The organism is Acinetobacter sp. KAM396, assembly GCF_021602765.1.
GTDB lineage: Bacteria > Pseudomonadota > Gammaproteobacteria > Pseudomonadales > Moraxellaceae > Acinetobacter > Acinetobacter towneri_A.
In genome coordinates this window covers 21,741-41,083 of sequence record NZ_BPPH01000004.1, presented here as the reverse complement: position 1 = coordinate 41,083, position 19,343 = coordinate 21,741, and the positions used below count along the sequence as shown (strand labels likewise).

20 protein-coding genes and 3 pseudogenes are annotated in these 19,343 nt (G+C 40.5%); 16 read left to right on the top strand and 7 right to left on the bottom strand.

The window, feature by feature from the left end; translation table 11 throughout:
* Positions 1-10: 10 nt before the first annotated feature.
* Positions 11-229, top strand: a pseudogene (locus L6C30_RS14970) (site-specific integrase); the annotation flags it as partial.
* A 14-nt stretch (positions 230-243) separates the two neighbouring features.
* A pseudogene (locus tag L6C30_RS03780) lies at positions 244-639 on the top strand (transposase); the annotation flags it as partial.
* On the opposite strand, the gene tehB reads toward L6C30_RS03780, so the two are convergent.
* Positions 623-1,450, bottom strand: coding sequence for an SAM-dependent methyltransferase TehB (gene tehB, locus L6C30_RS03775; RefSeq protein ID WP_236162472.1), 828 nt, complete (start codon positions 1,448-1,450; stop codon positions 623-625). The pseudogene L6C30_RS03780 and the gene tehB overlap by 17 nt on opposite strands.
* Before the next feature lie 279 nt (positions 1,451-1,729).
* On the opposite strand from tehB, the gene L6C30_RS03770 reads away from it, so the two are divergent.
* From L6C30_RS03770 to L6C30_RS03745, 6 genes are all read left to right on the top strand, one after another.
* Positions 1,730-2,356, top strand: a complete 627-nt coding sequence (locus tag L6C30_RS03770) for a 2'-5' RNA ligase family protein (RefSeq protein WP_236162442.1) — start codon at positions 1,730-1,732, stop codon at positions 2,354-2,356.
* On the top strand, positions 2,353-2,871 hold the full coding sequence (gene cobU / locus L6C30_RS03765) for a bifunctional adenosylcobinamide kinase/adenosylcobinamide-phosphate guanylyltransferase (protein WP_236162443.1): 519 nt from the start codon (positions 2,353-2,355) through the stop codon (positions 2,869-2,871). The genes L6C30_RS03770 and cobU overlap by 4 nt, the downstream gene beginning before the upstream one ends.
* Positions 2,871-3,929, top strand: a complete 1,059-nt coding sequence (gene cobT / locus L6C30_RS03760) for a nicotinate-nucleotide--dimethylbenzimidazole phosphoribosyltransferase (protein WP_236162444.1) — start codon at positions 2,871-2,873, stop codon at positions 3,927-3,929. The genes cobU and cobT overlap by 1 nt, the downstream gene beginning before the upstream one ends.
* Positions 3,926-4,531, top strand: coding sequence for a histidine phosphatase family protein (locus L6C30_RS03755; RefSeq protein WP_070155225.1), 606 nt, complete (start codon positions 3,926-3,928; stop codon positions 4,529-4,531). Before cobT ends, L6C30_RS03755 begins: the two co-directional genes overlap by 4 nt.
* Positions 4,528-5,271, top strand: a complete 744-nt coding sequence (locus L6C30_RS03750) for an adenosylcobinamide-GDP ribazoletransferase (RefSeq protein WP_070155223.1) — start codon at positions 4,528-4,530, stop codon at positions 5,269-5,271. Before L6C30_RS03755 ends, L6C30_RS03750 begins: the two co-directional genes overlap by 4 nt.
* A gap of 642 nt (positions 5,272-5,913) precedes the next feature.
* Positions 5,914-6,123, top strand: coding sequence for a hypothetical protein (locus tag L6C30_RS03745; RefSeq protein WP_019837386.1), 210 nt, complete (start codon positions 5,914-5,916; stop codon positions 6,121-6,123).
* Positions 6,124-6,226: 103 nt separating this feature from the next.
* Here the strand turns inward: L6C30_RS03745 and bioB are convergent, their stop codons facing one another.
* Both bioB and queG read right to left on the bottom strand, forming a co-directional pair.
* Complete coding sequence (gene bioB / locus L6C30_RS03740; protein WP_070155218.1) at positions 6,227-7,219, bottom strand: biotin synthase BioB; 993 nt, start codon at positions 7,217-7,219, stop codon at positions 6,227-6,229.
* 288 nt (positions 7,220-7,507) lie between these two features.
* Entirely contained in the window at positions 7,508-8,608 is a 1,101-nt protein-coding gene (gene queG / locus L6C30_RS03735; protein WP_019837388.1) for a tRNA epoxyqueuosine(34) reductase QueG, read from the bottom strand.
* A gap of 21 nt (positions 8,609-8,629) precedes the next feature.
* Here queG and L6C30_RS03730 point away from each other — a divergent pair, with 21 nt between their 5' ends.
* Positions 8,630-10,150 (top strand): NAD(P)H-hydrate dehydratase, encoded by a 1,521-nt coding sequence (locus tag L6C30_RS03730; RefSeq protein ID WP_236162445.1) that lies wholly within the window; start codon positions 8,630-8,632, stop codon positions 10,148-10,150.
* A gap of 24 nt (positions 10,151-10,174) precedes the next feature.
* Here the strand turns inward: L6C30_RS03730 and ruvC are convergent, their stop codons facing one another.
* On the bottom strand, positions 10,175-10,720 hold the full coding sequence (ruvC, locus tag L6C30_RS03725; RefSeq protein ID WP_019837390.1) for a crossover junction endodeoxyribonuclease RuvC: 546 nt from the start codon (positions 10,718-10,720) through the stop codon (positions 10,175-10,177).
* A 237-nt stretch (positions 10,721-10,957) separates the two neighbouring features.
* On the opposite strand from ruvC, the pseudogene L6C30_RS03720 reads away from it, so the two are divergent.
* The 3 genes and pseudogenes from L6C30_RS03720 to L6C30_RS03710 all read left to right on the top strand — a co-directional run bounded on the left by L6C30_RS03720 (position 10,958) and on the right by L6C30_RS03710 (position 12,844).
* Positions 10,958-11,297, top strand: a pseudogene (locus tag L6C30_RS03720) (YkvA family protein).
* A 168-nt stretch (positions 11,298-11,465) separates the two neighbouring features.
* Entirely contained in the window at positions 11,466-12,041 is a 576-nt protein-coding gene (locus tag L6C30_RS03715) for an FxsA family protein (protein ID WP_070155210.1), read from the top strand.
* A 167-nt stretch (positions 12,042-12,208) separates the two neighbouring features.
* Positions 12,209-12,844, top strand: a complete 636-nt coding sequence (locus L6C30_RS03710; RefSeq protein ID WP_236162447.1) for a LysE family transporter — start codon at positions 12,209-12,211, stop codon at positions 12,842-12,844.
* A gap of 18 nt (positions 12,845-12,862) precedes the next feature.
* On the opposite strand, the gene L6C30_RS03705 is transcribed toward L6C30_RS03710, so the two are convergent.
* Entirely contained in the window at positions 12,863-13,072 is a 210-nt protein-coding gene (locus tag L6C30_RS03705; RefSeq protein WP_236162448.1) for a hypothetical protein, read from the bottom strand.
* Positions 13,073-13,379: 307 nt separating this feature from the next.
* Here L6C30_RS03705 and L6C30_RS03700 point away from each other — a divergent pair, with 307 nt between their 5' ends.
* Complete coding sequence (locus L6C30_RS03700; RefSeq protein ID WP_236162449.1) at positions 13,380-13,613, top strand: hypothetical protein; 234 nt, start codon at positions 13,380-13,382, stop codon at positions 13,611-13,613.
* A 165-nt stretch (positions 13,614-13,778) separates the two neighbouring features.
* On the opposite strand, the gene L6C30_RS03695 is transcribed toward L6C30_RS03700, so the two are convergent.
* Together L6C30_RS03695 and metK are read right to left on the bottom strand one after the other, a co-directional pair.
* Positions 13,779-14,006 (bottom strand): YdhR family protein, encoded by a 228-nt coding sequence (locus L6C30_RS03695; RefSeq protein ID WP_268920005.1) that lies wholly within the window; start codon positions 14,004-14,006, stop codon positions 13,779-13,781.
* Positions 14,007-14,227: 221 nt separating this feature from the next.
* Entirely contained in the window at positions 14,228-15,394 is a 1,167-nt protein-coding gene (gene metK, locus L6C30_RS03690) for a methionine adenosyltransferase (RefSeq protein ID WP_236162451.1), read from the bottom strand.
* 751 nt (positions 15,395-16,145) lie between these two features.
* On the opposite strand from metK, the gene tkt reads away from it, so the two are divergent.
* The 3 genes from tkt to L6C30_RS03675 all read left to right on the top strand — a co-directional run bounded on the left by tkt (position 16,146) and on the right by L6C30_RS03675 (position 19,335).
* Complete coding sequence (gene tkt / locus L6C30_RS03685) at positions 16,146-18,134, top strand: transketolase (RefSeq protein ID WP_236162452.1); 1,989 nt, start codon at positions 16,146-16,148, stop codon at positions 18,132-18,134.
* Positions 18,135-18,286: 152 nt separating this feature from the next.
* Positions 18,287-18,502, top strand: a complete 216-nt coding sequence (locus L6C30_RS03680) for a hypothetical protein (RefSeq protein ID WP_004976879.1) — start codon at positions 18,287-18,289, stop codon at positions 18,500-18,502.
* A 248-nt stretch (positions 18,503-18,750) separates the two neighbouring features.
* The gene (locus tag L6C30_RS03675; RefSeq protein ID WP_236162453.1) at positions 18,751-19,335 is read left to right on the top strand and encodes a YceI family protein; all 585 of its coding nucleotides are present in this window, start codon (positions 18,751-18,753) and stop codon (positions 19,333-19,335) included.
* Positions 19,336-19,343: the final 8 nt, after the last annotated feature.

Here is a 19,343-nt window from a genome sequence, read left to right as displayed (position 1 = left end):
AACAGAACGAGCCTATATCCAATGGATTAAACGCTACATCCTTTATCATAACAAACAACACCCAAGTATTTTAAACGAAACACATATTAAAAGTGATCTGTCATATTTAGTGAATAATAACGGCGTGAGCAAATCAACCCACAAACGAGCACTCAGTCTATTACTCTTTCTTTATCACCATGTATTAAATATCACTCTGGCATATATTGATAGGGGCTTAGGAAGTTAAGCATATTTAAAATTATGGTAACTTCCTTATATGAAAGCAAAAATAGATGCTATTCCCGTTCTAGAATCGCAGAAGCAAAATTCAGGCAAATTATTCGCTTTTTTGCCATGGATTTTACTGCATCTGATACTGCTAAACTCACTAATATTTCTGTGCGATCTATCCATACTATTTACATCAAATTGCATAAAAAGATCGCTGTCCAGTGTGAAAAAATATCTCCCTTCAATGGCATCGTTGAACTGGATGAATCCTACTTCGATGCTCGTCGTGTTCGAGGTAAACGAGGTCGAGGTGCTTCAAGTAAAACGATTGTATTCGGTCTGCTCAAAGGAGATGGAAATGTTTATACAGAAATTGTTCCTGATTGTTCCAAAGCCACGCTACAAGGAATTATTCGTGGGCATCTGCATCCGTACGGTGCAATTCACCGACATTTTCATTGTATTTCACAATATCCCAATCAGCATAATAAGCACTTAACTCACCCGCTTTAAAACTAAAAGGGAAGTCCCGTTGCACAGGGTAATCTTCAGTATTCATCGCGCAAACAATTAAGTTAAAGCCTTGAGGTTTGGTCGCTTGCTGCATATGTTGAATAAGGGGAGGGATAGTTTCAGGCGCCAAAAACATCATTACTACTATACAGTTGATGAAGTCATATTCACCAGTAATAGTGGCATCCTGATTGAAATCCCGAACAGCAGTTTGAATAGATGAAATCTGTTCTGCAGCAATAATTTCATTTAATTTTTGGATACTCGTTGGGTTCACATCCCAAGCATCCACTTGAAAACCATTTTGGCTCAAATACAGCGCATTTCGGCCTGTACCACAGCCAACATCCAAAGCTTTACCCGCGTTTAACTGCTGAAGCGCCTCTAAAATTTCAGAATGTGTTGGGCTTAATTTGTATTTTTTAACAAAATAATCTTGAGGCCAACAATAAAAACTGAGCTGACATTCAATATCATCACTGGCAGATACAATTTTATGCCACACTTGTGGTTCAATAAAAGGTGGTTGATTTTCCACAGAAAAAATATGCTCAGATTGTACTTCGCCAGATTCTTGCAGCATCGAAAAATGCAATTCGCCTTTTAAAATAGTCAACTTTGCCCAGGTGCCGACTTGGGTATTGTGTTGTTTTTTGAACCCTTGTGGAATCGAGTCATAATTCCAAATTGGAAGTTGCTTATAACAGATCAATTCTTGTTGCATCATAAACTCCAGTTGAGCCAATTCTGATGAGGTAAAACTTCATATTGATTCGGGTCTTATATAGATGGATAAATATCATCCACATCTCAGCATAACATTGCAGACCTGTTTCAGCTATCTTCTGAATTTTATTCATCTCATTAAAACTAAAATTATTTAAACAACGTAGATGGCTAAAAATACTAAACTGAAAAAATATTCACCAAAATTGCATGATTTTCATGTCTATTCAGTTTTGAATGATTTACCATAAGCCGTTTAAATTCATTGAATTATTCCGTGTTTATTCAAGCCAATCAGTACGTTATTCCAACACAGCAGCACGATTATCCTGAATGGCATCGTGGGCGTGAGCGTTATGCACTTTGGTATTTGACTGTTCAAAATCTAGCTTTAGAACGCTATTTACAACAATTAAAACAGCAATTTTCAGACGTGTTATTTCGCCCAAACACACGTCAGTTTCATATCACTTTCTATATTTGTGGATTTTATGCAGCAAAAAAATATTGGGAAGATGACTTTCTCGAATCACAGTTTCAACAACAAGTTCAGGCCTTACGGCAGTTGCGACTCAAGCCTTTTCAACTGAAAGTTGGCGGCATTAATAGTTTTGACAGTGCTTTATTTGTAGATGTACAAGATCAATCACAGCAACTGGCGCACATACGACAGGCACTTAGCGCAGGCGGGGCTGAAATCGCAGCCTTGCAGTATCATCCACATATTACTTTGGGCTTATATCAAACATCGTGTCCAACTAATCTGATTTTGCAGCGTATTCAAAATCTCCCTGTGCACTATTTCAATTTAGATATCCATCAATTAAATTTTGGTTATTATCAAGCTCACACTTTACAAGGTCAGTTATTTAGCACACATCAATTTCCTTTGGAGCACATGTGATTCAACTTATTTTGGGTGGTGCACGTTCGGGTAAAAGCCGTTTGGCTGAACAAATTGCGCAGCAACTTGGTAAATCCGTCATTTATGTAGCAACCGCGCAAGCGGGCGATGTAGAAATGCAGGCGCGGATTCAGCATCATCAACAACAGCGTCCGCAGACTTGGCAATTGTGCGAAGAGCCTTTGTATTTGGCGGAGCAGTTAAAGATGCTGGATCATCCGAATGCTGTGATTTTAGTAGATTGTCTGACCTTGTGGATGAGTAATTTGTTGATGCAATCTGCAGAAAGCTTTGCCGAACAACAAATTTCAGCATTGCTCGAAGTTTTACCTCAGTTGCAAGCCGATATTATTTTAGTGAGCAATGAAACAGGTTTGGGCGTTGTACCGATGGGCGAAATAACCCGAAAATTTGTCGATGAAACAGGGCGATTACATCAGCAATTGGGACAAATTGCAGACAAAGTGCAGTTCTGTGTCGCAGGTTTTCCAATGCTTTTAAAAGGAGAGAATTAATGACTTGGTGGTTTGCAGCGTGTCAAAAGCCGAACGAACACATGAAACAGCAGGCAATTGCACGTCAACTTCAATTGACCAAACCCACAGGTTCACTGGCAATATTGGAAAATATTGCGATTCAATTGGCAGCTTTGCAAGGCACAACGCAGCCACACATTAAACGTCCGTGGATATGTATTTTCGCGGGCGATCATGGCGTGATGGAGGAAAATATTTCTGCCTATCCACAAGCGGTGACTAGGCAGATGCTACAAAATTTTGCTACGGGTGGGGCATGTATCAGCGTCATCGCCCGACAATATCAGGCGCATTTACAAGTGGTGGATTGCGGTACGGTTGGGGATGCCTACGAATATGCAGGAGTCGAACGGCATTGTATTCGTGCAGGCACAGCGAATTTTGCCAAAGCCTGTGCCATGACTGAACAAGAGTGTGCAGATGCGATGGCGCTTGGACGCCAAAGTGTGGAAGATGCCATTGCACAGCAGGCCTCGATTTATGTCGCAGGTGAAATGGGCATCGGAAATACTTGTTCGGCATCAGCTTTATCTTGCTTTTTATTACAAGAACCTGCTGAAGCCTTGACTGGAGTAGGCACAGGAATTGACACTGCGCAATTGCAACATAAAAAACAGGTGATTGATGCTGCTTTAGCTCTGCATCAAAATTATGTACAACATGATGCTTTTAAAGCTTTATGTGCAGTGGGTGGATTGGAAATCGCTGCAATGGTAGGTGCGTATATTCGCTGTGCACAGTTGGGCTTGCCGATGGTGGTCGATGGTTTTATCAGCAGTGCTGCTGCATTAGTTGCCGTGCGTTTAAATCCTCAAGTCCGTGAATGGATGTTATTTGGGCACCAATCGGCTGAATTTGGACATCGTCGCTTATTAGAAGCCTTAGATGCACAAGCCTTGCTGCATCTAAATTTACGTTTAGGTGAGGGGAGTGGCGCGGGAGCTGCATTGGGCATCATTCAACTGGCCTGCGCCTTGCATAATCAAATGGCGACTTTTGCTGAAGCCGCGGTTATAGGTGAGAAAGTATCTTCATGATCATGTTGGATTTGTTAAGACATGGCGAAACTGAGTTGGGACATACTTTGCGTGGTTCAACCGATGATGCTTTGACTTTAGAAGGTTGGCAAGACATGCAGCGGACTTTAGACACGGCAATATCTACAGGGCAACGATGGGATATGGTGGCGAGTTCACCTTTACAGCGCTGCTTACAAGTTGCCCAGTTCGTTGCTCAAGCACAACAATTACCACTGTATATTGATGCACAATTTCAGGAAATGCATTTTGGTGAATGGGAAGCAATTTCCACCCAAGCTTTATATGAACAATACCCTGAAGATTTAGCTAAATTTTGGATCACACCGACCCAGTTTGCTCCACCACAAGCAGAATCTTTACTCAATTTTCAGCAGCGTGTTTTGCAAGGTTTGTCCGATCTAAACCAATATTTACAACAACTTGAGCAACAACCTAAACGTGTGCTATTGGTCACGCATGGCGGGGTAATTAAACTGCTCAAAGTATTGGCGCAGAAACACCCCTTAGATGATATTTTAAAAATGTCTGCAGCGTTGGGGCAATTGAGTTCATTCCAATTACATCCCAATGGCACGATTGCTATGCAGGGACAAACATGACACCTTTTTGGATCGCTTTGCAATTCCTGAGTACTTTCCCTGTTTCTTTAAAACAGATGCCAACTGCAGCGCAAAACGCACAATCATTGTTGTTTTATCCGCTTGTTGGCTTATTAATCGGGGCTTTGCTTTGGGGAATGGCGCATTTATTGCAATTTCTGCCTTTGGTGCTCAGTAGCAGCTTAATTTTAGTGCTCTGGATTTGGCTAACAGGCGGTTTACATTTAGATGGACTGGCGGATACTGCCGATGCATGGGTCGGCGGTTTTGGCGATCCTGAACGTAGCTTAGACATCATGAAAGATCCAAGCAGCGGCCCGATTGGGGTGTTGAGTTTGCTGATCTGCTGCTTATTAAAATGGTCTGCACTGTATGTATTGCTTGAGCAACAGTATTTAGCGTTTTTGCTGTTTGTACCTGTATTAGGACGATTAAGTGCTTTGGTTTTATTTTTAAGCACGCCTTATTTGCGTGCCAACGGTTTGGGTACTTCTATTCAGGCGAATTTACCCAAAATAGGCACAAAAATTGTGATTGCATTGACCTTGTTTGCTACTGTGTTTTGGGGATGGATGGGCTTGGTGGCCGTTCTGACTTTTATTCTCAGCACCTTGTATTTGCGATATAAATTTATGCAGCGTTTAGGTGGAATTACAGGCGATACCGTTGGCGCGAGTATTGAAATAACAGAAAGCATGATGTTATTGGCTATTGCGATTCTTTGGTTTTTAATACATTAGCTTTTAAACATTTTTTTCTTGTTTCAAGCGCGTTAAAAATTTATATAAATTAAGTGATTGAATTTGCATGTATTTATGCACTCAATTTTAGCCAACATGTAGATGAATTTGTCATTTGTCGGAAAGTTTCTAAATTAGATTTGCAATTTTTTTAAATTATGATAATAGTAATTTATATCTATCAGCCTTGATGGCATTTGTATCTCAGGATGAGATCACAAACGTGATGTATAAATTTCAAAAGGAATGTCATTTATGATCAAACTGTTAAAGAAAATTTTCTGTATCCATATTTATGAATATGACGCAATGGAAGAAATCGGGGCGCATTTAGAGTGTCGCAAGTGTGGGGATTCTAAGACACAATAATGTTAAGTATTGAATCTGTATTAACACCCAGTGAGTCTCTATGGCTCACTTTTTTATTTTAGGCTAACAGCTTGAATATTTTGTTTAATCTTGCCTGCATTTATTCATCTTAAAACTAGATTTATCATTCCCGCAGCTTTGCTAGAGATACTTTTTATCCTGTGCGGTTTGGTTTATGCAAGCGTGATTAAATTTTCTATCTTCTGCATACTTTATCCGACTAAGTATTCCGCTTAAAATCTCGTAATCAGAAATATTGCACCGACCGTATCTATGACTAAAAACTTTCAAGAAAAAACGTATATTGTAGATGACAATCTGACAGATACTTTGACTTGGTTGCTGCATCATCAGGATTGTTACGATCGGTTTTATTATGATGCGATTCAGCAACAACTGACGGTAGAACATGCCAACGGGATAGATATCATTAAAGCAGGGCAGTATTTGAATGCCAGTTACGGAATTTTAATCACTTCTTAAAAGCATTGCCGAACAGACTTATTTTGCTGGATAAAGATTAAATGTGACACAAAAAACAAAGTCCCTTTACGGGACTTTTATATTTGGATGGAAGCCAAGAACTTTAAGCCATTGCCATCGCATCTACCGACAATTCCGAAACCGTTGGCTTGGCACGTTCAGGAACTAAACCTAGTTTTTGGAACAATTGTTTGTCTTTGCCTTCGCCTGCGTTTGGTGTGGTCAACAGTTTTTCACCTGAGAATAATGAGTTCGCACCTGCCATAAATGCCAGTGCCTGATCTGAGTCAGACAACGATTCACGTCCTGCAGATAAACGAATATAACTGTTTGGCATAATAATACGCGCCACTGCAATAGTACGAATCCATTCAATGACATCGAGTTTTTCGACTTTAGCCAGTGGTGTGCCTTCAATTGGAACCAACATATTGATTGGCACAGATTCAGGGTGCAACGGCAAAGTTGCCAATTCATGCAATAAACCAATACGGTCTTGAGTGTCTTCACCTAAACCAACAATACCGCCACTGCACACTTTCATACCTGTTTGACGGACAATATCCAACGTATTTAGGCGGTCATCGAAGCTGCGGGTACTGATGACATTAGGATAATATTCACGAGAGGTGTCTAGGTTGTGGTTGTAATAATCTAAGCCCGCATCTTTTAAACGTTCTGCCTGAGATTGGTTTAACATCCCCAAAGTCATGCAAGTTTCTAAGCCGAGTGCTTTGACTTCACGCACCATTTCTAAAACATACGGCATATCGCGTTCATGCGGATTACGCCATGCAGCGCCCATACAAAAACGTGAAGAACCTGATGCTAAAGCTTCTTTAGCCTCTTGAATGACTTTATCAACCGCAATGCGTTTTTCAGCTTCAAGCTGTGAATCATAATGTGCAGACTGCGAGCAATATTTGCAGTCCTCAGGGCATTTACCTGTTTTAATCGACAATAAGGTACTGACTTGTACAGTATTGGCAGCAAAATGTTGGCGATGCACACGCTGTGCTTCAAAGACTAAATCCAGAAAAGGCTGTTCGTATAACTGCTGAATTTCTTCTCGAGTCCAATCATTGCGTACTGACATAAGTAAAAGTCCATGATCCCTATTATTCATAGTCTGTATCATACACAAATAGTTTGAATCAGAAAGGCATAATCTCCCAATTTCATAGTAAATATTCAACAGAATAAAAATAAAATCATGCAGTCTATTTAGTTGCAAACTTAAGCAATTTTTCTGATATTTCGCTGCAAAATTTATTTTTATGGATTATTATTTTGCTATGAATTGGTTGCTAAAATTTAGTTAATTGCATAAATTGGCAAGAAAGCTGCACTCAAAATATCGCACTATTTTGGTTGTTATTTTTGTTTAAATTTTGGGCTGTTTAAGCAATTGTTCCTGAATGGCCCAATCCATATGGATTTGCACAATCTCATCATGCTGTGCTCGCGTTTGCTGCAAAGTTTGCAAAATCTGTGCTGAAAAAGGGGCATTTCCAAGCCCGATGGCAATATTACGCATAAAACTTTGATAGCCTGTGCGACGCAATGGACTACCTTCAGTTTTGGCTAAAAACGTACTTTCATCCCATTGCCATAAATCTAGCAAGCTGACCTGATCTAAGGCATGTCGAGGATGAAAATCATCCACCGTGGTGACTTGGGCAAAGCTATTCCACGGGCAAATCAGTTGGCAATCATCACAACCAAACACACGATTACCAATGCCACGGCGTAATTCTTCAGGAATCACACCTTGATATTCAATGGTTAAATAAGCGATACATTTGCGCGCATCCAACATATAAGGTTCAACAATGGCCTGTGTTGGGCAAATGTCGATGCAGGCTGTGCAAGAACCGCAATGCGAAGTTGCAGGTGCATCAAAAGGTAAATCTAGTGAAGTAAACAACTCACCCAATACAAAAAAAGATCCAGATTTTTTATGAATTAGTAAGGTGTGTTTGCCTGTCCAACCCATGCCTGCACTTTCTGCAAGCGACTTTTCAAAAATTGGGGCTGAGTCGGCAAAAGGGCGTGATTCAAACTCGCCCACTTTTTCACGAATACGTGTCACAAGGGTTTTGAGGCGTCCGCGCATGACTTTGTGATAATCGCGTCCACGTGCATAACGGGCTATAATTGCAGAATTAGGTGCATCGGGAATATGTCGTGGACGTGGTGTTTCCACCAAATAATTCATGCGCACACAAATAATGCTTTTGGTATTCGAGACTAATAGTGTGGGATTGGCGCGCTTGTCTAAATTTTCTTCTAGAAACTTCATATCGCCATGATAACCACGTTTTAAATATTCCTGAAAACGTGCTAATTCTGCTTGAGCATCTGGTTTGGCAATGACACAATCAGCAAAACCAAGCGCCAAAGCTTGCGCTTTAATCCACGCTTTCAAGGCGACTGGATCGTCTTGATACAGAGAAATTTGTGCTGAAGTGGTGGATTTTGCCATAACAAAATAGAAGGGAAGAAAATGCCGCAGCAAGTGTACCATAGCCCTGTTTATCATAGCCAAAGTATTCAAGCGTGGGAGCAACGCTGGTTTGCTCGCCAAAACAGTTCTTACGGTTTAATGCAGCAAGTGGCGTGGACACTGCATTTACAACTTCGCAAAATTTTTGCAGCACAGCCATCTACAATACAAAAAATTGCCGTGTGTTGTGGACAAGGCAATAACGCGGGTGATGGCTATTTAACTGCAAAATATTTAAAACAAGCAGGTTTTCAAGTCGATATTTATGCTATATCGCGCGGTACATCGTCAGATTTACATCAGGCTTTTTTAGAAGCTGAGGCAGAACAAGTTAATATAATTCAAGGTTTTGCGTTTCAACAAAACTATGACTGCTACATTGATGCACTATTTGGTATTGGTTTAGATCGTGCTTTAAATGATGAATGGCAGTCGATTATTCACACAATGAATCAACAAGCAGGCTTAAAAATTGCGGTTGATATTCCAAGCGGTTTAAATGCCAATACGGGGCAGCCATTGCCATGCGCGATTAAAGCCGATTACACTTTTACAGCTTTGGGTTTGAAAGCAGGCCTATTTACAGGGCAAGCACAGGAATATACGGGGCAGGTCGATGTGCTGGATTTGATTCCAGCCGATGCAGAACTCAAAGCTTTGGCAAAACTCACACCCCATACGATTCAATTACCCGCACGGCAGGCTTTTGGACACAAGGGCAATTATGGGCATGTGTTGATTGTGGGCGGGCACGCACAAATGGGGGGCGCTGTAATGATGGCTGCAGAAGCCGCATCGAGCGCAGGTGCAGGGAAAGTGACCGTAGTTTGTCATGCTAAACATCATGTGGCGATTTTAAGCCGTGCGCCAAATTTAATGTTGCGGGATATAGATGCACTGACAGGTGCAGAAATTCAACATTTAATTTCACAGGTCGATGCCGTGAGTTTAGGGATGGGACTAGGACGAGATGCTTGGGCGGAACAGCATTATGCAGACTGGTTTGCTGTACTCAATCAGTCCGAGGTAGAAGTGGTTTACGATGCAGATGCCTTATGGGTTTTGGCCAAGCAAGCGCATTCATTGCATCAGCCAGCCCAATTAAAACTAAATAGTTATGCCACACCTCATCCAGGTGAAGCTGCGACTTTGCTGAATACTACGGTTGCAGCCATTGAAGCAGACCGTATTGCCGCGATTCAGCAATTGCAGCAACGCTATGCAGGCGAATGGGTGTTAAAAGGTTCTGGCAGTTTGACTTTGCAAGCAGCATCTACAGTACCGCAAACTAGCGCATTGTGGATTTGTACTGCAGGCAATCCTGGTATGGGTACAGGTGGTATGGGGGATGTGTTGGCAGGTATGATCGCCAGTTTAAAAGCCCAGTTTCACAATCAAATTCAATTACATGAAATTGTCATGTTACATGCCTTGGCAGGGGATATGTTGGCACAGCAGGGCATGCGCGGTTTGCAGGCACAGCACATGAGCCAAGCGATTTATCAGGTTGTAAATCAGTAAAATATAAGCGATGACGACACTGATTTAGCGACGTCTGGAATTTGAGCGACTACGTCCACGTGCCATACCGCCCAGGGCATTGAGCACAGCGAACTTGGTCATGCTACCCGATGCGTGAGCATGACAAATTGCAGCAGCCAAAGCATCGGCAGCATCTTGTTGCGGTTTGATGGATAGATTTAATAATTTCATGACCATCATTTGCACTTGTTCTTTATCGGCAGCACCATAACCCACGACAGACTGTTTAATTTGGCGTGCGGTATATTCAGCCACTTGTAAATCTAAATTCACCAAAGCGGCAATCGCTGCACCACGAGCCTGTCCTAATTTCAAGGCAGAGTCTGGATTTTGCGCCATAAACACTTGTTCAACTGCAGCTTCAGTCGGGCCGTGAAATTTCACAATCCGCTCAATCCCTGCAAAAATTCGTTTTAAGCGCTCAGGCATTTCACTGGTTTCGGTGCGAATGGTTCCTGCATCTATAAAACGTAATTTAGCACCATCACGTTCAATAATGCCGTAGCCCGTTAGACGAGAACCAGGGTCGATTCCAATAATAAGTGACATGCCAAGCCTTAAAAATTACATCAAGTTGAATTATAGGAGTTTAAATCTCTTTTGTGTGGAGTAATTTCAAAACATTCGGTCAGTAAGATGCCATTTAAATAATTAGAATGTTTACCTCGCCACATTTTCAATTTTGGACTTCATTTTATTTTAAGTTTTGAGATGTATATCTTATATATGGTAGCAAATGAGAGCGGCCATGAAGCGGATCAATAGTCTAAATAGTGTGTGAAGTAAATTAAACGAGGTGTTTATGCGTTTTGCTTTGCAGCACGTCATCCTGAAATACCTTTCAAGGTAAAGCTTTTGGCATTGTTGGTCGCTGCTTATGCCATTTCTCCCATTGATTTGATTCCAGATTTTATACCTGTTTTGGGCTATTTAGATGACCTGATTTTAGTGCAATTGGGCATCATGTTGGTATTAGTGCCTGCCGAAGTAATGCAGCGCTGTTGTTTACGAACCGTTGCGATCAGTCAAAAATCCAAGGAGTTATATCGCAGCATCGGTTTTTATTGCGTTGAGGTTACTGTTAGCATATGCCGCGTATTTTTATCTTTATCGTTCAAATATATAGACGTATTGACTCTGTTATTAGGTAATGATGAAAATATTAATGACAGACATAACCTTTAAAAATACAATAATGCCCATATTGAAACAACAGCGAATCAAAAAAGCTTGATCCCGATGAAGCACTTGATTACTGCATTTTATTTATTTTATTGAGATTAGATTAATTTTCATGAAATTATTTCTTATTGTTCTAATTGGCTTAGTTCTTGAAGTCTTCGTCTGGATTGGTGTGGGCGACCTAGTGGGGAGCATGTGGTACGTGTTCTTTTGGTTTGTCGCTGCTTTCTTCATTGGTTTGAACTTGATTCGTAAATATTCTGCAGGCGTGATGCCGCAAATGCAGCAAATGCAAATGGGGCAGATGAGTGCCGATCCTGCGCTGAGCAATAATTTACCTAAAATTTTTGCGGGTTTTTTATTGATGATTCCAGGATTAATTAGCGATGTTTTAGCATTGCTGGTGATGATTCCTGCCGTACAAAATGCCTTTAAAGCGGCAATGATGAAAGCCATGATGAAACGTCAGCAAGCCATGATGGATCAAATGATGGGTGGCATGATGGGCGATATGAATAGCACGGGTAGAGCAGGTCAAAACCCGTTTGCAGATCTAATGCGCCAAGTGCAAGACATGCAAAATCAGCAGAGCGGTGGCCGTGATTCCAGTATTATTGATGGTGAGGCTCGCGAAATTACCCCTGAGGCGAAAAAAATTGAAATGAAAGATGTTAATCCACCTAAATAATATGGATGACGCTTGAGATAAAACCGAATCGCGCTGATTCGGTTTTTTTATGGTTGCTTTCATGAATGTTTTTGGTGAATGTTCAAATATTGAGAGGCTATTTAAAGCTTTATTTATTCTCTTGCTGCACAAGGTATAATCAGACTTTCAATTCTCCTGAAGTATTTATGTCTTTGTTACTCAGCATTTGTGCGTTGCATTTTGTGGCACAGCTTAGTCCAGGCCCCGATGTTTTATTAATTGCCAAAAGTGCAGCCAGCAATACCCGTCGTAATACCTTGCAGATTATTGCGGGTATTTCATCTGGGATTGTAATATGGGTGGTACTGACCCTATTGGGTTTTACGGTTTTGGTGCAGCAGTTTCCTTGGATTCAGCAAGTCTTAATGCTGATTGGCGGTTTATTTCTTGCCAAAATGGGATGGGGCATGTTGTCGGGTGGTTGGCAGAGTTGGCAGCAGCGCAAACAGTTTGATGATACTCAAGTACAAATTCCAGCCGCAAAAAATTACTTTTTAATGGGTCTATTCACCAATTTATCTAATCCGAAAACCTTAATTTATTTTAGTAGTGTATTCGCCTTGGCGCTGAGTTCATCGGCAAGTGCATCATTAAAAGCCCAATTGGCAGTGATTATTCCAATCCAAACCTTTGTCACATTTGCACTATTTATGTTGCTACTTTCTACACCAAAAATGAAAAAGTTATATCAGCATTCAGGTAGTTATATTGATATGGTGTCGGGTGCATTATTTTTATTGTTTGCTGTGTGGTTGTGGTTAGATGCATTGCGTATGTTTTAAAAAAAGTTTTGATGCCAATTAATCAGATGCTTTGATATCGTCCAAAGCCAAATTTGATGATTTTTCATTCGGTATTTCGGTTGCAGTCTCGTTTTCAGTTTTATCTAAATGATTGGGTTGATAAATACGGTTTGATGGCAAAGTTGCTTCTGTATTTTCTGAACCTTGGTATTTACGGCTACGGTTGGCACGTTCTCTCAAGCCGCCTTTTTTGATGAGTTGTATCACTTTAATTTTACTCCGCGTGATAAAAATATGCGTTGAAAGCCAAGCTTGAGTCTAAACTTCAAGTAATCGAGTATGCATAATTTTAGCATGGCATACTTATTTTAGATGGATAAAGTGACTGATTATTCAAAAATACGATTTGCGTGAAGAACAGAATTTTGACATTCTAATTTAGAAACAATTGTGTGGGCTAAATCATCTAAAAAATGTAGGCTACAATTCACAGTTGCTTAATTATAATTACACTGCATTAGGGTAGATAGTGTAACAATAAAAACAAGAATTACAGTGAAGTAGGAGAATACCTATGCTATATCATCAGTATCGTTGCGCATGTTGCAATCAGGCGGTGGAATCATCAAAAAAAGTATGTGGTACTTGTGGTTCACACAATATTCGCAGCCCGTCTAGTATCTGGTTATTGTGTATTTTGGCATGTTTAGCGGCAGCCGTTGTCTTTAAAGTGGTGCATATTTATTTGCAAGATTATCAAGAAGTGCCTGTGCAACAATCGGTGCTTGAAGTGATTCGTACGCAATAAGTCCTGCATCTAACTTAACGCTTATTTAGTCTATACTCGATTCAATAAATTCTGAGTCTTAAAATGGCTCAGAATTTATTGAACTTCTTTTTCAATTCATCATTCAACAGACTTAACTTTTTTATTCTTCAATCTAGATGAATAATTTAAAAAAAATGAGCGAATTTAAAAGTCAACTTGGTTAATGGCAGACAGGGAAGCATTCACCTCAAAAATCTTGCCATGTCTATTATTCACGCCACAACTTTCTAAACGTGCGCGATGCATTTGTAAATAGCGTTCAGCATTAGCCACATTATTCAATAGATAGATTGCGCTTGCTTCCAGAGCTTGACTATTCAATGTCCAAATTTTCCAAAGCATGCCAGTTTCTAGCTTAATACCTTCTGCAATTTCACGCTACGCTCATGCTCTCGCTAAATGAGCCTCCATAAGGGAATCTAGTTGAAGAATAACCGCCATGTTAAGCTCCTACATCATTATCTTAGATTGGCATTTTAAAATTTCATGAGTGATTTACCAAAACCTATTATTGGATATTATGGTTTGACAGCTAAATTTTAGATATAAAAAAGCCCACCGAAGTGAGCTTAATACATCTGAAAAGTTTTACATTACAGGCCTGCAGAAGCTTTCAAGGCTTCAACTTTGTCGGTTTTTTCCCATGTAAATGCAGTGTCAGAACCTTGACGACCAAAGTGACCATAAGCCGCAGTTTGTTTATACATCGGCTGTAACAGGTTCAGCATGTTGGTAATGCCGTATGGGCGTAAATCGAAGTGTTCACGCACCAAAGCAATAATTAACTCATCTGCTACTTTTGCAGTATTGAAAGTATTTATGGAAATTGAAGTCGGCTCTGCCACACCAATAGCATAAGACACCTGAATTTCACATTTGTCTGCCAAACCCGCTGCGACAATATTTTTGGCAACATAACGCCCTGCATAAGCAGCAGAACGGTCAACTTTAGATGGGTCTTTACCAGAGAATGCACCGCCACCATGACGCGCCATACCGCCGTAAGTATCGACAATGATTTTACGACCTGTTAGACCGCAGTCACCTACAGGGCCGCCAATCACAAACTTACCTGTTGGGTTGATGTGGAATTTGGTGTCTGCATGGAACATTTCTGCAGGAATCACTTTTTTCACAATTTCTTCAATTAAAGCTTCTTTAAGCTGAATTTGTGAAATTTCAGGATCGTGCTGAGTAGATAACACCACCGCGTCCAAACGTACAGGCACACCGTTTTCATAAGCAAAAGTCACCTGACTTTTTGCATCTGGGCGTAACCAAGGCAATGCACCACTGCGACGTAACTCAGCTTGCTTTTCCATTAAGCGGTGTGCATAAGAAATAGGGGCAGGCATTAACACATCAGTTTCACGGCTGGCATAACCAAACATCAAACCTTGGTCTCCCGCACCTTGATCTTCAGGCTTTTGACGGTCTACGCCTTGTGCAATTTCAGGTGATTGTTTACCAATCATGTTAATGATCGCACAAGTTGAACCATCAAAACCTAAGTCAGAATGATGGTAACCAATGCCATTTACGGTTTGACGAACAACGGCTTCAAAATCGACATTTGCAGTTGTTGTGATTTCACCTGCCAGTACAACCGCACCCGTTTTTACAAGCGTTTCACAAGCAACCCGCGCATAAGGGTCTTCTTTTAAGATTGCATCCAAAATGGCATCACTGATTTGGTCAGCCATTTTATCTGGATGGCCTTCGCTTACAGATTCCGAGGTAAATACAGCGTACTCGCGCATAAGTCCTATCACAGTTAAATTCAAAAGACGCAATATGTTACATCGAGTTAGACTTTAGAACTAGCGCATTACGACTAAATTGGCTGAATTTATTTCAATTCAATGACTTTTTATCGCATAACTTTAGCTAAAAAATAGATAAAGTATCAGTAAGACTATATTTTAGCTCAAAAATATTCATGTTGGCTAAAGCATGCTGTCATCATTTTAAACTGAGATGCACTTTATTTTTAAACAGTGAATCATTTTTAAAAACAATATTTTAGATTGATTTTTTAAAGGCTTTAAGGTGATTTTACCTGCATCAAGCTGCATTTTTAAAAGCCGTTTTAAAATTTAGGGCGATGGTTGTAATTCAATTTATTATGTGAAAAGTGAATAAAATTCAAGATGAATTAAAATCTGTCTATTATTTATACAGAACGCTGTTGTGTTTTGGGTTATTGCTTGGCATTTGATGTGATGTTGCTGCAATCGTGATATCACAATTCTATCCTGCGTCCATATATTGAAATATCTATAATTTAGAATTTTGCCAAGAATAGAGCTTAACACGGCAATCAGCTATTCTCTTGTTGCCGTATATGCGAAAACGGCTTTTTATTTGCATAAAAAACACCCTGAATGGGAATTAATGCGGAAATATTGTTGTATAGGCTTTACCCCTCAGGCGTTTTTTTGAGAGAATAGGGGCTGTTTTTGAATTCTATTCATCTTCTTCTATTTAACGATTTTTTGTGGACTCTGACCTATGACGACCCCGCTTAACGAACGTCGTATTGCAAACGCAATTCGTGTATTGGCTATGGATGCTGTGCAAAAAGCAAACTCAGGACATCCAGGCGCACCGATGGGGATGGCAGATATAGCTGATGTGGTGTGGCGTGAATTTTTGAATCACAACCCAGCCAATCCACAATGGGCAAACCGTGACCGTTTTGTATTGTCTAATGGTCATGGTTCAATGTTGCAATATGCGTTGTTGCATTTAACAGGTTATGACCTTTCAATCGAAGATTTAAAAGCGTTCCGTCAGTTACATTCTAAAACCCCTGGCCACCCAGAATTGGGTTATGCACCAGGGATTGAAACCACCACTGGTCCACTCGGTCAGGGGATTGCCAATGCTGTTGGTTTTGCTTTAGCAGAAAAAACATTGGCTGCACAATTTAATAAAGAAGATATTCAAGTTGTAGATCATTTCACTTATTGTTTCTTGGGTGATGGCTGCTTAATGGAAGGTGTTTCTCACGAAGCATGTTCTTTGGCAGGTACTTTAGGTTTAGGCAAGCTGGTTGTTTATTATGATGATAACGGCATTTCTATTGACGGTGAAGTAGAAGGCTGGTTCTCTGACGATACAGAACAGCGTTTCTTATCTTACGGTTGGCAAGTCCTGAAAGTTGCTGGTCACGACGCCGATGCAATTCGTGCTGCTACAGTCGAAGCAAAAGCTGAAACACAAAAACCAACCCTTATTATTTGTAAAACTGTGATCGGTTTAGGTTCACCAAACAAACAAGGTAAAGAAGACTGTCACGGTGCCCCATTAGGCCATGACGAAATTGCTTTGACGCGTCAAGCATTAGGCTGGACAGATGAAGCGTTTGTTATTCCTGAAGATGTATATGCTGCTTGGGACGGTAAAGCGAAAGGTGCAGCAGTAGAAGCGGCATGGAATACAACTTTTGACGCTTATGCAGCAAAATATCCAACTGAAGCTGCTGAACTTAAACGCCGTTTAAGTGGTGAATTACCAGCAGAATTTATTGCGCAGGCAGATGCTTTTATTGCTGAAACCAATGCCAAAGCTGAAACTATTGCAACGCGTAAAGCCAGCCAAAATACGTTGCAAGCATTTGGTCCATTATTGCCTGAGTTATTGGGTGGTTCTGCAGACTTGGCAGGTTCAAACTTAACTCTTTGGAAAGGTTGCCAAGGCGTTCAGGACAATGCAGCAGGCAACTATGTGCACTATGGTGTACGTGAGTTTGGTATGACTGCTATTGCAAATGGTATAGCACTTCACGGTGGTTTTATTCCTTACGTAGCAACATTCTTAATGTTTATGGAGTATGCGCGTAATGCTGTGCGTATGTCTGCATTAATGAAGCAACGTGTTATTCATGTGTATACTCACGATTCGATTGGTTTGGGTGAAGATGGTCCAACACATCAACCGATTGAGCAAATTGCATCTTTACGAACTACGCCAAACTTAAATACATGGCGTCCTGCAGACACCGTTGAAGCGGCTATTTCCTGGAAATCTGCTTTAATGCGTTCAGAAGGCCCAACGGCATTAATTTTCTCACGTCAAAACTTGCCATTCCAAACCCGAACTCAAGCTCAAATTGAGAACGTGGCGAAAGGTGGTTATGTCTTGGCTGAAGAAAAAGGTGAATTGAAAGCCATTATTATTGCAACAGGTTCAGAAGTGGGCTTGGCAATGGAAGCATACGCACAGCTTGAAGGTGTACGTGTCGTGTCTATGCCGTGTGCAGAAGAATTTGTGAAGCAAGATGCAGCATATCGTGAAGCGGTATTACCATCACATATTCGTGCACGTGTTGCAGTTGAAGCAGCGCATGTAGACTACTGGTGGAAGTTTGTCGGCTTAGACGGTAAAGTGATTGGTATGACAACTTATGGTGAATCCGCACCTGCAAAAGACTTGTATCAGTACTTTGGCATTACCACTGAAGCGGTTGTTGCTGCAGTAAAAGAATTAACAGCTTAATTTTTTAATTTAAGTGTTTCTAAAGGCGTTCCTGCAAAGGGACGTCTTTTATTTTGCAAATTTGTTGGGTGGTCAATCCGATGATCCAACAAATTTTGTCAGTGTAAGTCAGGTTTGTGAATAAACCTCTGTGTAATTGAGTGAGAAGATAAATGAGTTTGTACGAGCAAATTAATGATGAAGTCACTTTAATGGATGCGGGTGAGCAAAAGTGGATTGGACAAGACTTACCACTTGAAGCTATGGTGGCAGTAGAGTTGTTATTACAGGATTTAGCTGAAGATCAGCAAATCAAAATTCGCCGTAAGAACCATGAAAAGCAATCAGGTTTAAAGCAGGTTGACCGCATTTTGATTGAGAAACTTTAATCTATTGCGATGCATTCGAGACATTAGTGGATGTATCATCCAAAATAGCTTTATTCTATGCGTAGGGTAAAGCTTTTTTATTCAATATCATTGCCTTCTAAATTCGATATAAAATACACACGCATATTTTTACAAATTTATCGTTTCAGTCATGCAACATATCGTTTTATCTTTAATCCTGTATTTGCAGCAAAAATCTATAAACTAAACCTCATTGAAACTTATCAACACTATTAGAGATGAACAATATGAACATGAAATCACTTGCTTTAGGTTTGGCTATCGCATCTGCAGCAACCATGACAATGGCTAAACCAGTGGCTTATCAAATTGACCCAACGCATACGGCTACTGTATTTACTTGGGATCATTTTGGTTTTTCTACGCCAGCAGGTAACTTCTCAAACATTCAAGGTACCATCAACATTGATGAGAAAAAACCAGCGAACTCATCTGTGAATGTCACGATTCCATTAAGCAGCATCAACACCAACGTAAAAGCTTTAGATGAGCACTTAATGGCAGCAGATTGGTTTGATGCAGCAAAATATCCAACCATTACTTTTAAAAGTACCAAAGTTGAAACTCAGGACAAAAAGAACTTTAAAATCACAGGTGATTTAACCGTGAAAGGTGTAACGAAACCTGTAGTTCTGGATGCGGTACTGAACAAACAAGGTCCACATCCAATGACCAAAGCGGCAACGGTTGGTTTTAATGCTACCACGTCATTTGACCGTTCAGCATTTGGTATCGCTGGTTTTGTACCTAATGTAGGTGATAAAATTACTGTAAACATCACGACTGAAGCTTCTGTTGCTGCGAAAAAATAATCGCAAGA